The sequence below is a fragment of the Pseudomonas sp. MIS38 genome, from assembly GCF_019891575.1.
In the GTDB taxonomy this organism is placed as follows: Bacteria; Pseudomonadota; Gammaproteobacteria; order Pseudomonadales; family Pseudomonadaceae; genus Aquipseudomonas; species Aquipseudomonas putida_A.
Map to the genome: position 1 here is coordinate 76,830 of NZ_JAFLXF010000027.1, position 14,385 is coordinate 91,214.

Genomic DNA, 14,385 nt, shown 5'->3' on the forward strand with positions numbered 1-14,385 from the left:
CAAGGAGGAAAGGTGTGGCAGGAACGAATTCCAGGTAATCGGTCATTTCAGGTGCGCTTGCCTGTTGAACGGCCACCTGAAGCGCGAGAATTCTCTTTGGCTGCTAATGTTTACCGGTGCGCGGGGCCGCGTTTACGTGCCAATGACCGAATATGTCGCAGCACCGCAAGCAGACACATTGTCGCACCCATTAAGCTGCGCAACGGATGAGCACCCGTAAAGACATTGTCGGCGGCCTCGACAGTCGTTTTTGCAGATGCCCATTCAATGGAAGGTGAATGTGACCTGAGTGTCTCGTCCAGCTTCACCCACCTGTCCCCCTGTTTCCTCTGCCCGAGAATCAGGAACAGGGCGACACAAGCCCCGCAAGGGGTGTTGCACGCGACGCTTTCCATCAATAACAAGCTTAAGCGGAGTACCACAGATGGCGTTCTTCACCGCAGCCAGCAAAGCCGACTTCCAGCACCAACTGCAAGCGGCACTGGCGCAGCACATCAGTGAACAGGCACTGCCACAAGTGGCGCTGTTCGCTGAACAATTCTTCGGCATCATTTCCCTGGACGAGCTGACTCAACGTCGCCTCTCCGACCTCGCTGGCTGTACTCTTTCCGCGTGGCGCCTGCTTGAGCGCTTCGATCACGCGCAACCGCAAGTGCGCGTCTACAACCCTGATTACGAACGCCACGGCTGGCAATCGACCCACACCGCGGTCGAAGTGCTGCACCACGACCTGCCGTTTCTGGTCGACTCGGTCCGCACCGAGCTGAACCGCCGCGGCTACAGCATCCACACCCTGCAGACCACCGTGCTCAGCGTACGCCGTGGCAGCAAGGGCGAGCTGCTGGAAATCCTGCCCAAGGGCAGCACCGGCGAAGGCGTTCTGCACGAATCGCTGATGTACCTGGAAATCGACCGCTGCGCCAACGCGGCCGAACTGAATGTGCTGAGCAAAGAGCTGGAGCAGGTGCTCGGTGAAGTGCGCGTCGCGGTCGCTGATTTCGAGCCGATGAAGGCCAAGGTGCAGGAGATCCTCACCAAGCTCGATCACAGCGCATTCGCCGTCGATGCCGACGAAAAGACCGAAATCAAAAGCTTCCTGGAATGGCTGGTGGGCAACCACTTCACCTTCCTCGGCTACGAAGAGTTCACCGTTGTCGATCAGGCCGATGGCGGCCATATCGAATACGACCAGAACTCCTTCCTCGGTCTGACCAAACTGCTGCGCACCGGTCTGACCAACGAAGACCGGCACATCGAAGACTACGCGGTGAACTACCTGCGCGAACCGACCCTGCTGTCGTTCGCCAAGGCTGCGCACCCGAGCCGCGTACACCGTCCGGCCTACCCGGATTACGTGTCGATCCGTGAAATCGACGCCGACGGCAACGTCATCAAGGAACACCGCTTCATGGGCCTGTACACCTCCTCGGTGTATGGCGAGAGCGTGCGGGTCATTCCGTTCATCCGTCGCAAGGTCGAAGAAATCGAACGCCGCTCCGGCTTCCAGTCCAAGGCTCACCTGGGCAAGGAACTGGCGCAGGTACTCGAAGTGCTGCCGCGTGACGACCTGTTCCAGACCCCGGTCGACGAACTGTTCAGCACCGTGATGTCGATCGTGCAGATCCAGGAACGCAACAAGATCCGCGTGTTCCTGCGCAAAGACCCGTACGGTCGCTTCTGCTACTGCCTGGCCTACGTGCCGCGCGACATCTATTCCACCGAAGTGCGCCAAAAGATCCAGCAGGTGCTGATGGAGCGCCTGAAGGCCACCGACTGCGAGTTCTGGACCTTCTTCTCCGAGTCCGTGCTGGCTCGCGTGCAGCTGATCCTGCGCGTCGATCCGAAGAACCGCATCGACATCGACCCGCTGCTGCTGGAAAAAGAAGTGGTACAGGCCTGCCGCAGCTGGCAGGACGACTACGCCGCACTGACCGTCGAAAGCTTCGGCGAAGCCCACGGCACCAACGTGCTGGCGGATTTCCCGAAAGGCTTCCCGGCGGGTTACCGCGAGCGTTTCGCGGCGCATTCGGCCGTGGTCGACATGCAGCACCTGCTGAGCCTGAACGAAAAAAATCCGCTGGTGATGAGCTTCTATCAGCCGCTGGGCCAGGTGTCCGGTCAGCGCGAGCTGCATTGCAAGCTGTACCACGCCGACACGCCGCTGGCGCTGTCCGACGTCTTGCCGATTCTGGAAAACCTCGGCCTGCGCGTGCTGGGTGAGTTCCCGTACCGTCTGCGTCACACCAATGGCCGCGAGTTCTGGATCCACGACTTCGCGTTCACCGCGGCGGAAGGCCTGGAGCTGGACATCCAGCAACTCAACGACACCCTGCAGGACGCGTTCGTCCACATCGTCCGTGGCGATGCCGAGAACGATGCGTTCAACCGTCTGGTGCTGACCGCCGGTCTGCCTTGGCGCGACGTGGCGCTGCTGCGTGCCTACGCCCGTTACCTGAAGCAGATCCGACTGGGCTTCGACCTGGGTTACATCGCCAGCACCCTGAACAACCACACCGACATCGCTCGCGAGCTGACCCGGTTGTTCAAGACCCGTTTCTACCTGGCGCGCAAGCTGGGCAGCGATGATCTGGAAGACAAGCAGCAGCGTCTGGAACAGGCGATTCTGACCGCACTGGACGATGTTCAGGTGCTCAACGAAGACCGCATCCTGCGTCGCTACCTGGACCTGATCAAAGCCACCCTGCGCACCAACTTCTATCAGACTGATGCCAACGGCCAGAACAAGTCGTACTTCAGCTTCAAGTTCAACCCGCACGCGATTCCAGAGCTGCCGAAGCCAGTACCGAAGTTCGAAATCTTCGTTTACTCGCCACGCGTCGAAGGCGTGCACCTGCGCTTCGGCAACGTTGCTCGTGGTGGTCTGCGCTGGTCCGACCGTGAAGAAGACTTCCGTACCGAAGTCCTCGGCCTGGTGAAAGCCCAGCAAGTGAAGAACTCGGTCATCGTGCCGGTGGGTGCGAAGGGCGGCTTCCTGCCGCGTCGTCTGCCACTGGGCGGCAGCCGTGACGAGATCGCGGCCGAGGGTATCGCCTGCTACCGCATCTTCATCTCCGGTCTGCTGGACATCACCGACAACCTGAAAGACGGCGCGCTGGTGCCGCCGGCCAACGTCGTGCGTCATGACGACGATGACCCGTACCTCGTTGTGGCTGCGGACAAGGGCACTGCAACCTTCTCCGACATCGCCAACGGCATCGCCATCGACTACGGCTTCTGGCTGGGTGACGCGTTCGCTTCCGGTGGTTCCGCCGGTTACGACCACAAGAAAATGGGTATCACCGCCAAAGGCGCGTGGGTTGGCGTACAGCGCCACTTCCGCGAGCGCGGCATCAATGTTCAGGAAGACAGCATCACCGTGGTCGGCGTCGGTGACATGGCCGGTGACGTATTCGGTAACGGCCTGTTGATGTCCGACAAGCTGCAACTGGTTGCCGCGTTCAACCACATGCACATCTTCATCGATCCGAACCCGAACCCGGCGACCAGCTTCGTCGAGCGTCAGCGCATGTTCGACCTGCCGCGTTCGGCCTGGACCGACTACGACACCAGCATCATGTCCGAAGGCGGCGGCATCTTCTCGCGCAGCGCGAAGAGCATCGCCATCTCGCCGCAGATGAAAGAACGCTTCGACATCAAGGCCGACAAGCTGACCCCGACCGAACTGCTGAACGCCTTGCTCAAGGCGCCGGTGGATCTGCTGTGGAACGGCGGTATCGGTACTTACGTCAAGGCCAGCAGCGAAAGCCATGCCGACGTGGGCGACAAGGCCAACGACGCACTGCGCGTGAACGGCAACGAGCTGCGCTGCAAAGTCGTGGGCGAGGGCGGTAACCTCGGCATGACCCAACTGGGTCGTGTGGAATTCGGTCTGAATGGCGGCGGTTCCAACACCGACTTCATCGACAACGCCGGTGGCGTGGACTGCTCCGACCACGAAGTGAACATCAAGATCCTGCTGAACGAAGTGGTTCAGGCCGGCGACATGACCGACAAGCAACGCAACCAGTTGCTGGCGAGCATGACCGACGAAGTCGGTGGTCTGGTGCTGGGCAACAACTACAAGCAGACTCAGGCTCTGTCCCTGGCGGCGCGTCGTGCCTACGAGCGCATTGCCGAGTACAAGCGTCTGATGAGCGATCTGGAAGGCCGTGGCAAGCTGGACCGTGCCATCGAGTTCCTGCCGACCGAAGAGCAGATCAACGAGCGCGTTGCGGCAGGTCATGGCCTGACCCGTCCCGAGCTGTCGGTGCTGATCTCGTACAGCAAGATCGACCTCAAGGAACAGCTGCTGAACTCGCTGGTGCCGGACGACGACTACCTGACCCGCGACATGGAAACGGCGTTCCCGCCGACCCTGGTCAGCAAGTTCTCCGAAGCCATGCGTCGTCACCGTCTGAAGCGCGAGATCGTCAGCACCCAGATCGCCAACGATCTGGTGAACCACATGGGCATCACCTTCGTGCAACGACTCAAAGAGTCGACCGGCATGAGCCCGGCGAACGTGGCTGGCGCCTACGTGATCGTGCGTGACATCTTCCACCTCCCGCACTGGTTCCGTCAGATCGAAGCGCTGGACTATCAGGTCTCCGCTGACGTGCAACTGGAGCTGATGGACGAGCTGATGCGTCTGGGCCGTCGCGCTACGCGCTGGTTCCTGCGTGCCCGTCGCAACGAGCAGAACGCTGCCCGTGACGTCGCGCACTTCGGTCCGCACCTGAAGGAGCTGGGTCTGAAGCTCGACGAACTGCTGAGCGGCGAAATCCGTGAAAACTGGCAGGCGCGTTATCAGGCTTACGTCGCGGCCGGTGTTCCGGAGTTGCTGGCGCGTATGGTGGCGGGTACCTCGCACCTGTACACCCTGCTGCCGATCATCGAAGCGTCCGACGTCACTGGCCAGGATCCGGCCGAAGTGGCCAAGGCCTACTTCGCCGTGGGCAGTGCGCTGGACATCACCTGGTACCTGCAACAGATCAGCGCGCTGCCGGTTGAAAACAACTGGCAGGCCCTGGCCCGTGAAGCGTTCCGTGACGATGTGGACTGGCAGCAACGTGCGATTACCATCTCCGTCCTGCAACAGGGCGACGGCACTCAGGACGTGGAAGCACGCCTGGCGCTGTGGATGGCACAGCACGAAAGCATGATCGAGCGCTGGCGCGCCATGCTGGTGGAAATCCGCGCTGCGAGCGGCACCGATTACGCCATGTATGCCGTGGCCAACCGAGAGCTGCTGGACCTCGCGTTGAGCGGTCAGGCGGTGGTGCCTGCGGCTGCTGCAAATGCCGAGCTTGAACTGGCCTGAGTAGTGGTTGAATGAGAAAGCCCCTGCATTGTGAGATGCAGGGGTTTTTTTATGTCTGTTGGTTTTGTGGTGGTCGGGCTGGCCCCTTCGCGAGCAGGCTCACTCCTACAAGGGAAACGCATTCCAACTGTAGGAGTGAGCCTGCTCGCGATGGCGCCCTTTATATCAATACAACTTATGTGCTTGTTTACTATCGAGCATCGACACTTTATCTGTCGGTCTGGTCAACAAATTACTCAGCGACTGATCAAACTTCTGCAGCGCCCGAACTTGCACATCCTGCTGTTGATTAATATCAGCGACAATCTCTTCCGAACGTTTGAAGTCCGCCCATACCGGCGTCAACTCTTTGGCCTCCGAACCTTTCGCCGTGCCGATGTAATTCAACTTCGCATCATAAAAATCCGCACTGACATCGGCCTTAATGTCGGAGCTGCGCGAAGTGATCAACTGGCTGTGGGCGTCGACGATCGCCACCACATCGGGGTGCGCCGCGCGCAGGCTCTGCATGTCCGGGTACACCGTAACCGAGCCGAACTGCCGTTGCAGCGAGGCCTTCACCCAGTCCACCGCCATGTCCGGTTTCGAGGTGTTGACGTAGGCGTCGTGGATCGGCTGCACCAGCAGGCTCTGGCCGAAACCGGTGCCGGCGTTGGCCTGATAGTCACGCAGGTATTCGCGGTTGGTCTGGGTGCTCGGGCTGTAGACCACGCCCAGTGACACGCCGGGACCGCTTTGCACCTGGGCGGCGCTGCTGCGGCCAACCGGTTGGGTGAACAGGGTATCGAGGGACGACACCGCTTTCGGCGCGGTGGGTACTGAACAGGCGGACAAGGCTAAAACCGATATCGCCAGGGTACTGGCAAAAGCAAGTTTCATGATGAGTCTCCCGTGAAGCAACTTCAGTCGGAAAGTCAGCGTTGTCGCGGCTGTGGGTGACGGGCGCACGACAGTTGATTCAGACTAAACCCGCCAACCTGTAAATAAGCTGACAATTTTTCGAGTTGTGGCGATGCATTAGTTTTATTGGCTTTAAGGCGAATCGGTTAATTGCCTCGGGAAATAAAAAGGCGCAAAACAGTGTTTTGCGCCTTTTTATTTATGGCTGTGCCAACAACCATCAGTTTTTCAAGGGGATCAGTACTTGCTCGTCCGGGGCCAATACCATGAACACCAGCAACTTCGCCGGTTTGGTTTGACTGGCGTTTTTTGACACCAGATGTTCGGAGCCTGCCGGTTCATACCAGAATTGGCCCTTCTTGTAGGTGATCGCCTGTTCACCCTTGACCTGGGAAATCACTTCGCCCTCGAGCACGTAGGCCATGGCGGTGCCGTCGTGTTTGTGGGCGATCGAGGACTGGCCGGGTTTGTAGTCGACTTCGATCATCATGGCTTTCTTGCCGGGGGCGTTTTTCAGCATCTGGTCTTGCAGGACGGTGACTTTCTCGGATGGGTCGTGAGCCAGGGCGGCGGCAGACATGGACAGGGCGATAACGGCGGTGAAGAGGTGCAGGGCTTTCATGTTCGATCACCAGTTGGGGAGGGGTGGTGACCACAGTAGTCTGCGGGGTGGGGTATTCAAACGGCCAATATTCGGGAAGATCGGGTGACCAATCAGTCGTTCGGCGGTGCAGCTGAATACGTCTTCGCGAGCAAGCTCGCTCCCACAGTTGAACGCATTCCAAATGTGGGAGCGAGCTTGCTCGCGAAGGCGTCCGGTCAGACGATGGGGAAACTGTTGAAATCCACACTATTGGCCAAGCGGCTATCGATCAGGTCAATAAACCCCTGTGCCTCAGGCCGGTTGAAGTGCGCTTGCATCGCCGCTTCCGACTGCCAGCGTGCGCTTACCGTCCAGCGCTGGCTGTCCTCGGGGCAGCGGTCGACCATGTAGGCGTCGCAGCCCGGTGTCTGGCGCAGGGTGTCGACGATCTTCTGCAACTGCCGGCCGAGCTCTTCCGAACGCCCGGCGGCGGCGCGCACCTGAACGGTGTTGATCACTTCGTTGGACATTGCTCACACTCCTGAATCAGGCCGGACGAATCCTGCTCATTGAGGGATAACGCCAGTGCAGAATAGGCCTGCACCTGCTGATCACCAATAACCAATCGGCGGTTAATCGCCCAGACCAATCATTCACGCCACTTGTTGCAGAATGTCGCGCAGGCGATCCAGAGCGGTGTCGATATCGAGGGTTTCAATAGCCCCGAAGCCGAAGTACAGGCCGCTCTTCACCGGCTGTTGATAATGAAAAATGTCGATGGAATACAGCCCGACCTCGACTTTTTTCGCCAGTTCGATCACCAGCGGCAGGTCGATCGGCACCTTGCACAGCACCGCCATGTGGAACCCGGCACTGGGCGGAATCGCCTCCAGCCACGGCGCCAGATCCGTGGCCATGCGCGCCAGAATTCGCTCGCGGCGCTGGGCGTAAATTCCGTGGCAACGGCGGATGTGCTTGAGCAGGCAGCCTTCGGCAATGAACTTGGCCAGCGCCCATTGCGGCAGGGTCGAGGCGTGCAGGTCGGTGAGTTGTTTGGCGCGGATCACCGCTTCGAGAATCGCCGGCGGCAGGATCGCGTAACCCAGGCGCAACTCCGGCAGCAAGGTCTTGGAGAAGGTGCCGACGTAGGCGACGATGCCGCGCTGATCAAGGCTGAACAGAGAGTCCGTAGGCCGCCCTTCGTAGCGGAATTCGCTGTCGTAGTCGTCCTCGATGATGATCGCGCCCAGCTCATAAGCCCGGGCCAGCAAAGCCTCGCGGCGCGCCTGGCTCATCGGCATGCCCAGCGGAAACTGGTGCGACGGCGTGACATAAATCATCCGCGTGCCCTCGGGAATCTGTTCGACCACAATCCCCTCTGCATCCACCGGGATTCCGACCACTTCGGCGCCGTGGGTGCCGAACAGCAACCGCGCGGGCGGATACCCCGGATCTTCCATTGCCACCCGGCTGCCGGGGCTGATCAGCACGCGGGTGATCAGGTCCAGTGCCTGTTGCGCGCCGTTGCACACCACAATGTCCTCGTCCTGACAGTTGATCCCGCGCGAAAACGCGATGTGCCGGGCAATCGCATTGCGCAGCGCCGGCAGGCCTTCGGGCACGCTGTAGAAACCTTTGGAGCCGGCCATCTGGCGCATCGCGTGGGAGACGCAGCGGCGCCAGTCGTCATGCGGGAACTGGCCCTTGCTGGTGGCGCCGCCGATGAAGTCGTAGCGCAACGAACCTTCCAGCGACGGGTGGCGCAAGAACACCGGCAGGTTGCGCCAACGCTCGATCACCTCGGCGCTGGCCAGTTCGGTGTGGCTTTGCTTGCGCTGGATCTGCGCCGGGCGGGCGTTGACGTAAGTGCCTTTGCCGATCACCCCGGTGAGGAAATTTTCGTAAGTCAGCTGCGCGTAGGTGTCGGAAATGGTCTTGCGCGAGATCCCCAGCTGCTCGGCCAGCAGACGGCTGGGCGGCAACTGCGTGCCGGCGGCCAGGCGCCCGGACTCGATGGCGCCGCGCAACTGGTTGTATAGCTGGCCGGCGAGGTCCTTGCGGCCATTGATCACGACGTGAAGTTCCATACCGACGCGGCTCCGGGGGGCGATTGGGGTGTCGGCCAGATTAACGCTGTTGGGTGATTGGCAGTAGTTGCGCAGCACAAAAAACCGAAATTGGTCACTGTCCCCCTTGTAGGAGTGAGCCTGCTCGCGATGACGTCGGCACATCCAACATGGCGGTGACTGAATGACCGCTATCGCGAGCAGGCTCACTCCTACAAGGTTGTGTGTTTGGCCGGGGGACAGTGGTGTAGCGATATTCCGTGGAATTGGGGCTGTAACGCCGACAGCGCTGCGATTACCGTGAACTCATCACTCCGCTTCCCGAGAGCTGCCATGTCCCCGCGTCTGGACTACTACAACGCATCGCCCAAGGCGATGAAAGCGATGATCGCCATGGAGGCGCTGACCAGCGACCTGAGCATCGAGGCGCCGCTGTTGCAACTGATCAGGATCCGCGCCTCGCAGCTCAACGGCTGCGCGTTCTGCACCGACATGCACTCGGTGGACGCGCGGCGGGCCGGGGAGAGTGATCGGCGTTTGTATGCGATCGCGGTGTGGCGCGACAGCGGCTTCTTTAACCCCCGTGAACGCGCCGCACTGGGCTGGGCTGAGGCCGTGACGTTGTTGGCCGAGAGTCATGTGCCGGATGATGTTTACCAGATGGCCAAAGCGCAATTCAGTGAGGCTGAACTGGTGGATTTGACCATGGCCGTCACTACCATCAACAGCTGGAATCGCCTGGCCGTAAGCTTCCGCCAAACCCCAAGCGACTGACGTGCATACCCTGTGATTGAGGTGTTCCTTGTGGTGAGGGAATTTATCCCCGATGGCCTGCGTAGCAGGCCCAACATTGACGACTGCTGCGCAGCCGATCGGGGATAAATCCCCTCGCCACAGGTGTGTTTCCCCTTCCTTTAGGTGTGTGAGTTTCTTAGCCTCAGGTGTTTTGACTCATTTATTGGTTAATGGGGAGGTTCCGTTATTGGCGGGTGGGCGTTGTGGTTTGACTGAGGTGCCGAAGGTGTTGCCCATGCGTGTTCCAGTTGCGGCCGGGGTTGCGAGGCCAACCTGATTTGGTGGCCGTTTGTTCACGGGAACGTTCATTGCTTCCTGATTCTTCTGCGCAGCGGCAGCGCCCTCGGGATTGTTGCCCATCTGCTGACTCAGACAATCGTAATTCGGCGCCTTGTAGCCGCCCACCGTCACCTCCACACAGCCCAACGGTTGTTCGGCGTGGGCACTGGCGAAGGCGCTCAGCAGCAGCCCGCCGAGGGCGATTTTCCACAGTGATTTCATGCAAGCCTCCTGGCCGGCCCGACGCGGCCGTTCTCTGAATGCAGTCTAGTGCAAGCCTCGCGCGAATCCCGTGATGGTTTTTTTGCACCGCCCGTCACACCAGATTCATAAACAGCCATCAGGATGACGGTTTTCAGGGGTACGTCAGCCGTGCAGCGAGGCAGTTCCAGGGACGGTCTTCAGCGTTCAGCGACTCTCGTGCGCCGGGTGAGTCTGGGGCTGCTGCTTGGCTGGTTCAGCGGTGCGGCGACAGCCGAACCCGTGCCGGCCGATATGCGCATGACGCTGCACATCCCGGCGCAGGACCTGGCCCGGGCGCTGGATCAGTACAGCCATGCCACCGGGGTGGCGGTGCTGGTCGACAGTCAGTTGAGTCGTGGCCGGCGCTCGTTGGCGGTCGATGGCGAATACACCGCTGCCGATGCGCTGCGCCGTTTGCTCGGCGGCAGTGGCCTGATGGCGCGCTATGCCCGCGACGATGCGTTCACTCTACAAGTGGCGCAGGTCGAGGACGCGCCATCGGCCCTGGAAAAGTCCACGCCGGCCAGCGCCGCCGTCAGTCGCAGCTACGCCACCGCGGTGCAAGCGGCGATCGAGCGCAACCTGTGCCGTTCGCCGCTGACCCGTCCCGGCAGTTATCGCGCGGTGTTGCAGGTCTGGGTCGGGCGCGACGGCGTGGTGCAGCACAACCGGTTGGTCACTTCGACCGGCGATGTACGGCGCGATACCGCGCTGGTGGAGAGCTTTCGCAATCTCAGGATCGACCGGCCGACGCCCAGCGCGTTGCGTCAGCCGGTCACGTTGCTGTTGTTACCGGAGTCGTCAGGGAAACGCATGGAATGCACCAAATGGGAAGGAGTTTCCGGGGGATGAAAGACACCGGACAAGGTTCGATGGTCCAGCTGTTCCTGACGTCCTACGAGGACTTTCGGGTGCGCTTGCGCAGGCGTCTCGGTTCGGAGGATCTGGCCAACGACGTGCTGCACGAAACCTACCTGCGGGTCGACCGCATGGAAACGCCGCCGAACCTGCTGCGGCCCAATGCCTACATCTATCGCATGGCCCTGAACATCGCCGCCGACCGCCGTCAGGCCGATGCGCGCCTGCTCACCGGCGAGGAAGTCGAAGAGCTGCTGCAGATCGGCGACGAGGCGCTGGACCCGGCGCGGGTGGTCGGTGGGCAAAAGGAAATCCAGTCGCTGCTCAGTGCCCTCTACGAGCTGCCCGCACGACGTCGCCGAATCTTCATCGCGGCGCGGCTGGAGGAGGCGCCGCACCTGGAAATCTCGCAGCGCTTCGGCATTTCCACGCGCATGGTCGAGAAGGAAATCAAAGCCGCGTTGGGGCACTGCGCAGCGAAACTGGAAAGAAAAGTGTTTCAGCGGTTCGGTCGCGGGGCCGGAAAACCGTCATCTGAATAGTGCCCGATCAATTCGTTGAGAACCTGCGCGTTTGAACATCTTTCGACTGACACCTGCCAAGCCATCGGCGGCCGACAATCTGCACAGCGAAGCCCACGACTGGTTGGTCCTGCTGACCTCCGGCCGCGCCACTGTGGCCGACGCCCGGGCGTTGCGCGACTGGTGCGCGCAGAGCGCCGAGCATGCCCAGGCTTTCGAGCAGGCCAAGGTGTTGTGGCACAACCTGCAGCCTGCCGCTGAAATGCTGCAGTCGCCTCGGCGCTTCGGTCGCCGGGCCTTTCTCGGTGGCGCCATCGCGGCATCGGCGGCGTTCCTGCTGGTGCGCGGGACGGTCCCCGGTGGCTTTGAAGGGCTCGGCGCCGATTACATCACCGAAGTCGGCCAGCAGAAGCGTTTCGAACCAGCCGACGGCGTGCGCCTGGAGCTCAACACCCAGACCCGCATCAACCAGCGCGCTGGCGATGATGGTGTGCAAGGTTTTGAGCTGGTCAGCGGTGAGGTTGAAGTGCAGACCGCGCGGTTGCCATTGGCGATGCAGGCTGGAGGAGGGTGGTTGCGCGCCAGTCAGGCGCGGTTCAACCTGCGTAACACCGATCAGCAAGTATGCGTGACTTGCCTTGATGGTTCGGTGGACGTCAATGTCGATGGCCGCAGCCTGCGCTTGCAGCCGGGTGAGCAACTGACCTACGACGCGCAGCAAGTGGGCGCAGTGCAAAGCGTCGACACCGCCGCAGTGATGAACTGGCGCCAACAGGTACTGGTATTCAACGGCGCAACCCTCAGCCAGATGATCGACGAAATCAACCGCTACCGCCCCGGCATGTTGCTGCTGCTCAACCGCGAACTCGGCCAACGCCGCGTCCAGGCCCGCTTCAACCTCGACCAACTCGCCGGCGTCGCACTGCTGATCCGCGACGCCTACGGCGTCAAATGCACCGAACTCCCCGGCGGAGTAGTCGTCCTCAGCTAACCCAATCCCACCAACCCCACCACCCCCTGTGGGAGCGAGCTTGCTCGCGAAGGCGGCCTTCCAGCCAACTCATCTCTCTCAGACTGCATACCATCCACTTGTAGGAGTGAGCCCGCTCGCGATGACGACCCGACAGCCGACCAATATCTACCGGCTTGTGGGTGCTGGCCTCTACCAGCGATGACAGCTCACAAACCAACCATTCCCCAACTGACCAAACCCAATCCAATTGTGGGAGCGGGCTTGCTCGCGAAGGCGCCCGTTCAACCACATCATCATCAACTGACCCACCGCCTTCGCGAGCAAGCCCGCTCCCACAGAGTTTTGCAGTGATGCTGACTACTGCAGCGGCCCCATCACCTGCCGATACTGCTCCACCCCCTGCGCCGTCTCCCGCGTCAACCGCACCTCCAACCCCAACGGATCCTCCCGCCGATTCCCACTCAACTGCCGCCAACCCTTATCTACCTCCCAAACCCGCACCTGCACATCATTCACACCTTCCAACACCGCCACCCCAGCCCCCGGAGCCGGCAACGGATACCGACTGCGCGCCTCAGCCACCGCCCGATACAACGTATCCCCCTTGACCCACCAACGCACCCGCTGCAAAGCCCCAGGCTGATCCGCCGCACTACGAATAATATCCAGCCGAAACCCCTTGCTGTCACTGCTCCGCACCGTCAGCGCAGGCGGCGCGCTCGGCGGCTCATCATCCACGCCAACCTTCTTCGGCTCACTCAACTCCACACCCGCGCGCATCTCCACATCGCGCTGCAACTGATTCAACGCCCGCAACAAACTGTCGCTCTGCTCACTGCTCGCCTGCAAATGACTGTCCGCGCGCGTCACACTGTCCAGCCCGCGCCACGCAATCAAACTGACCACCGCCATCAGCAGAATCGCGACCATCACCTCGATCAGGGTAAAGCCCCGTTGATCGTTCATTGCACACTGATCCTGCCACTGGCATCACGCAGCACACTCAGCCGATTGAGCCCATCCGACAGGGTCAATTGCAGCGGCGGATTGATCCACTCGGCGTTAAGCACCACCTTCTGCTTCGGCTCCACCCGGACCTCCAGCTTCGGGCTCTGCCAGGTGCGCGGCCGCAACTGCGGGTCATCCTTGAAATGCTCAAACCCCCGACCACTGTCACCGCGCCGACTGAAGCGAAAGCCCTTGCCATCACTCACCCAAACAATCGGCCGACCATCCGCCCGCACCTCCGCCTGCGCCACCTGCAGCAACTGCGCCACACGCTCGGCGTCCTTGCGCAGCAACTGCAGCGGATCCGGCTTGATACTCAGACTGATCGCCGCACTGGCAATGCCGATGATCACCAGCACCACCATCAACTCGATCAGCGTAAAACCCTGTTGCTTGCCCACATTCATCGGTTGCGCATCCGTTGCGTCCAGCCCCGTCCAAAAAAACATCCTGCACGGCCAACATGTAAGGCGTGTGAAATAAAACCGTGAGAATTGCCGCGTAGCCTGTCAGCAGGGACAAAAAGGAGATTCAGCCCATGATGCTCACCACCCGCATATCCCCCCCGCAAACCGTCCAGGCCCTCGCACTGCTCGCCGCCCTGGTCGGCGTCGCGACCTGGTCGTCACTACTCCTGACCTCCGCCGAATCCCACACCCCTCCGGCGCCACCGCAAACGCTCGCGGCGCGCAGTGACAGCCCGGCGTTGCAGTGGTTTTCCAATCAAACGGCGCCGATGGACATCAAAGTGAGCGGGGTGATGGCGGGGAGTCGCGGGGCGGTGGCGATTTTGAGTTTGAACGATGGGCCGCCGAGGAGTTTTTTGCAGGGGGAGAGGG

General features: G+C 61.1%; 13 protein-coding genes. 6 read left to right on the plus strand and 7 right to left on the minus strand.

Annotation, left to right across the window (positions count from 1 at the left end; all coding sequences use genetic code 11):
* Window positions 1–424 precede the first annotated feature (424 nt).
* The gene (locus J1G18_RS24860; RefSeq protein WP_098964258.1) at window positions 425–5,320 is read left to right on the plus strand and encodes an NAD-glutamate dehydrogenase; all 4,896 of its coding nucleotides are present in this window, start codon (window positions 425–427) and stop codon (window positions 5,318–5,320) included.
* A gap of 165 nt (window positions 5,321–5,485) precedes the next feature.
* Here the strand turns inward: J1G18_RS24860 and J1G18_RS24865 are convergent, their stop codons facing one another.
* From J1G18_RS24865 to J1G18_RS24880, 4 genes are all read right to left on the minus strand, one after another.
* The gene (locus tag J1G18_RS24865; protein ID WP_098964257.1) at window positions 5,486–6,199 is read right to left on the minus strand and encodes an ATPase; all 714 of its coding nucleotides are present in this window, start codon (window positions 6,197–6,199) and stop codon (window positions 5,486–5,488) included.
* A gap of 241 nt (window positions 6,200–6,440) precedes the next feature.
* A complete protein-coding gene (locus tag J1G18_RS24870) occupies window positions 6,441–6,842 on the minus strand; it encodes a cupin domain-containing protein (protein WP_223008929.1) in 402 nt (133 codons plus the stop codon).
* Between the two features lie 197 nt (window positions 6,843–7,039).
* Window positions 7,040–7,333 carry a putative quinol monooxygenase gene (locus J1G18_RS24875; RefSeq protein WP_003225668.1) on the minus strand — a complete coding sequence of 98 codons (294 nt, stop codon included), beginning with the start codon at window positions 7,331–7,333 and terminating at the stop codon, window positions 7,040–7,042.
* A gap of 123 nt (window positions 7,334–7,456) precedes the next feature.
* Window positions 7,457–8,890 (minus strand): PLP-dependent aminotransferase family protein, encoded by a 1,434-nt coding sequence (locus tag J1G18_RS24880; protein WP_139053757.1) that lies wholly within the window; start codon window positions 8,888–8,890, stop codon window positions 7,457–7,459.
* A gap of 312 nt (window positions 8,891–9,202) precedes the next feature.
* Here J1G18_RS24880 and J1G18_RS24885 point away from each other — a divergent pair, with 312 nt between their 5' ends.
* On the plus strand, window positions 9,203–9,643 hold the full coding sequence (locus J1G18_RS24885) for a carboxymuconolactone decarboxylase family protein (protein WP_139053756.1): 441 nt from the start codon (window positions 9,203–9,205) through the stop codon (window positions 9,641–9,643).
* A 177-nt stretch (window positions 9,644–9,820) separates the two neighbouring features.
* Here J1G18_RS24885 and J1G18_RS24890 read toward each other — a convergent pair whose 3' ends face one another.
* Entirely contained in the window at window positions 9,821–10,165 is a 345-nt protein-coding gene (locus J1G18_RS24890; protein ID WP_098964253.1) for a hypothetical protein, read from the minus strand.
* A 207-nt stretch (window positions 10,166–10,372) separates the two neighbouring features.
* Between J1G18_RS24890 and J1G18_RS24895 the strand changes: the two genes are divergently transcribed.
* From J1G18_RS24895 to J1G18_RS24905, 3 genes are read left to right on the plus strand one after another with little or no spacing between them, the layout of a single operon-like run.
* Complete coding sequence (locus J1G18_RS24895; RefSeq protein ID WP_316851798.1) at window positions 10,373–11,038, plus strand: secretin and TonB N-terminal domain-containing protein; 666 nt, start codon at window positions 10,373–10,375, stop codon at window positions 11,036–11,038.
* Window positions 11,035–11,586: an RNA polymerase sigma factor gene (locus J1G18_RS24900; RefSeq protein WP_223008932.1), complete on the plus strand. Its 552-nt coding sequence runs from the start codon at window positions 11,035–11,037 to the stop codon at window positions 11,584–11,586. The genes J1G18_RS24895 and J1G18_RS24900 overlap by 4 nt, the downstream gene beginning before the upstream one ends.
* A 31-nt stretch (window positions 11,587–11,617) precedes the next feature.
* The gene (locus tag J1G18_RS24905) at window positions 11,618–12,556 is read left to right on the plus strand and encodes a FecR family protein (RefSeq protein ID WP_223008934.1); all 939 of its coding nucleotides are present in this window, start codon (window positions 11,618–11,620) and stop codon (window positions 12,554–12,556) included.
* 339 nt (window positions 12,557–12,895) lie between these two features.
* Here J1G18_RS24905 and J1G18_RS24910 read toward each other — a convergent pair whose 3' ends face one another.
* Both J1G18_RS24910 and J1G18_RS24915 read right to left on the minus strand, forming a co-directional pair.
* A complete protein-coding gene (locus J1G18_RS24910) occupies window positions 12,896–13,504 on the minus strand; it encodes a prepilin-type N-terminal cleavage/methylation domain-containing protein (RefSeq protein ID WP_223008936.1) in 609 nt (202 codons plus the stop codon).
* Entirely contained in the window at window positions 13,501–13,953 is a 453-nt protein-coding gene (locus J1G18_RS24915) for a prepilin-type N-terminal cleavage/methylation domain-containing protein (protein WP_223008938.1), read from the minus strand. The genes J1G18_RS24910 and J1G18_RS24915 overlap by 4 nt, the downstream gene beginning before the upstream one ends.
* Before the next feature lie 131 nt (window positions 13,954–14,084).
* Here J1G18_RS24915 and J1G18_RS24920 point away from each other — a divergent pair.
* On the plus strand, window positions 14,085–14,385 hold a 301-nt coding region (locus J1G18_RS24920), incomplete at its 3' end, for a general secretion pathway protein GspC (RefSeq protein WP_223008941.1).

What these genes read in the sequence shown, in the direction of transcription:
- J1G18_RS24885 (WP_139053756.1), top strand. Translation starts at nt 9,203, where the DNA reads ATGTCCCCGCGTCTGGACTACTACAACGCATCGCCCAAGGCGATGAAA.
- J1G18_RS24875 (WP_003225668.1), bottom strand. Translation starts at nt 7,333, where the DNA reads ATGTCCAACGAAGTGATCAACACCGTTCAGGTGCGCGCCGCCGCCGGG.
- J1G18_RS24915 (WP_223008938.1), bottom strand. Translation starts at nt 13,953, where the DNA reads ATGAATGTGGGCAAGCAACAGGGTTTTACGCTGATCGAGTTGATGGTG.
- J1G18_RS24870 (WP_223008929.1), bottom strand. Translation starts at nt 6,842, where the DNA reads ATGAAAGCCCTGCACCTCTTCACCGCCGTTATCGCCCTGTCCATGTCT.
- J1G18_RS24880 (WP_139053757.1), bottom strand. Translation starts at nt 8,890, where the DNA reads ATGGAACTTCACGTCGTGATCAATGGCCGCAAGGACCTCGCCGGCCAG.
- J1G18_RS24890 (WP_098964253.1), bottom strand. Translation starts at nt 10,165, where the DNA reads ATGAAATCACTGTGGAAAATCGCCCTCGGCGGGCTGCTGCTGAGCGCC.
- J1G18_RS24900 (WP_223008932.1), top strand. Translation starts at nt 11,035, where the DNA reads ATGAAAGACACCGGACAAGGTTCGATGGTCCAGCTGTTCCTGACGTCC.
- J1G18_RS24865 (WP_098964257.1), bottom strand. Translation starts at nt 6,199, where the DNA reads ATGAAACTTGCTTTTGCCAGTACCCTGGCGATATCGGTTTTAGCCTTG.
- J1G18_RS24910 (WP_223008936.1), bottom strand. Translation starts at nt 13,504, where the DNA reads ATGAACGATCAACGGGGCTTTACCCTGATCGAGGTGATGGTCGCGATT.
- J1G18_RS24860 (WP_098964258.1), top strand. Translation starts at nt 425, where the DNA reads ATGGCGTTCTTCACCGCAGCCAGCAAAGCCGACTTCCAGCACCAACTG.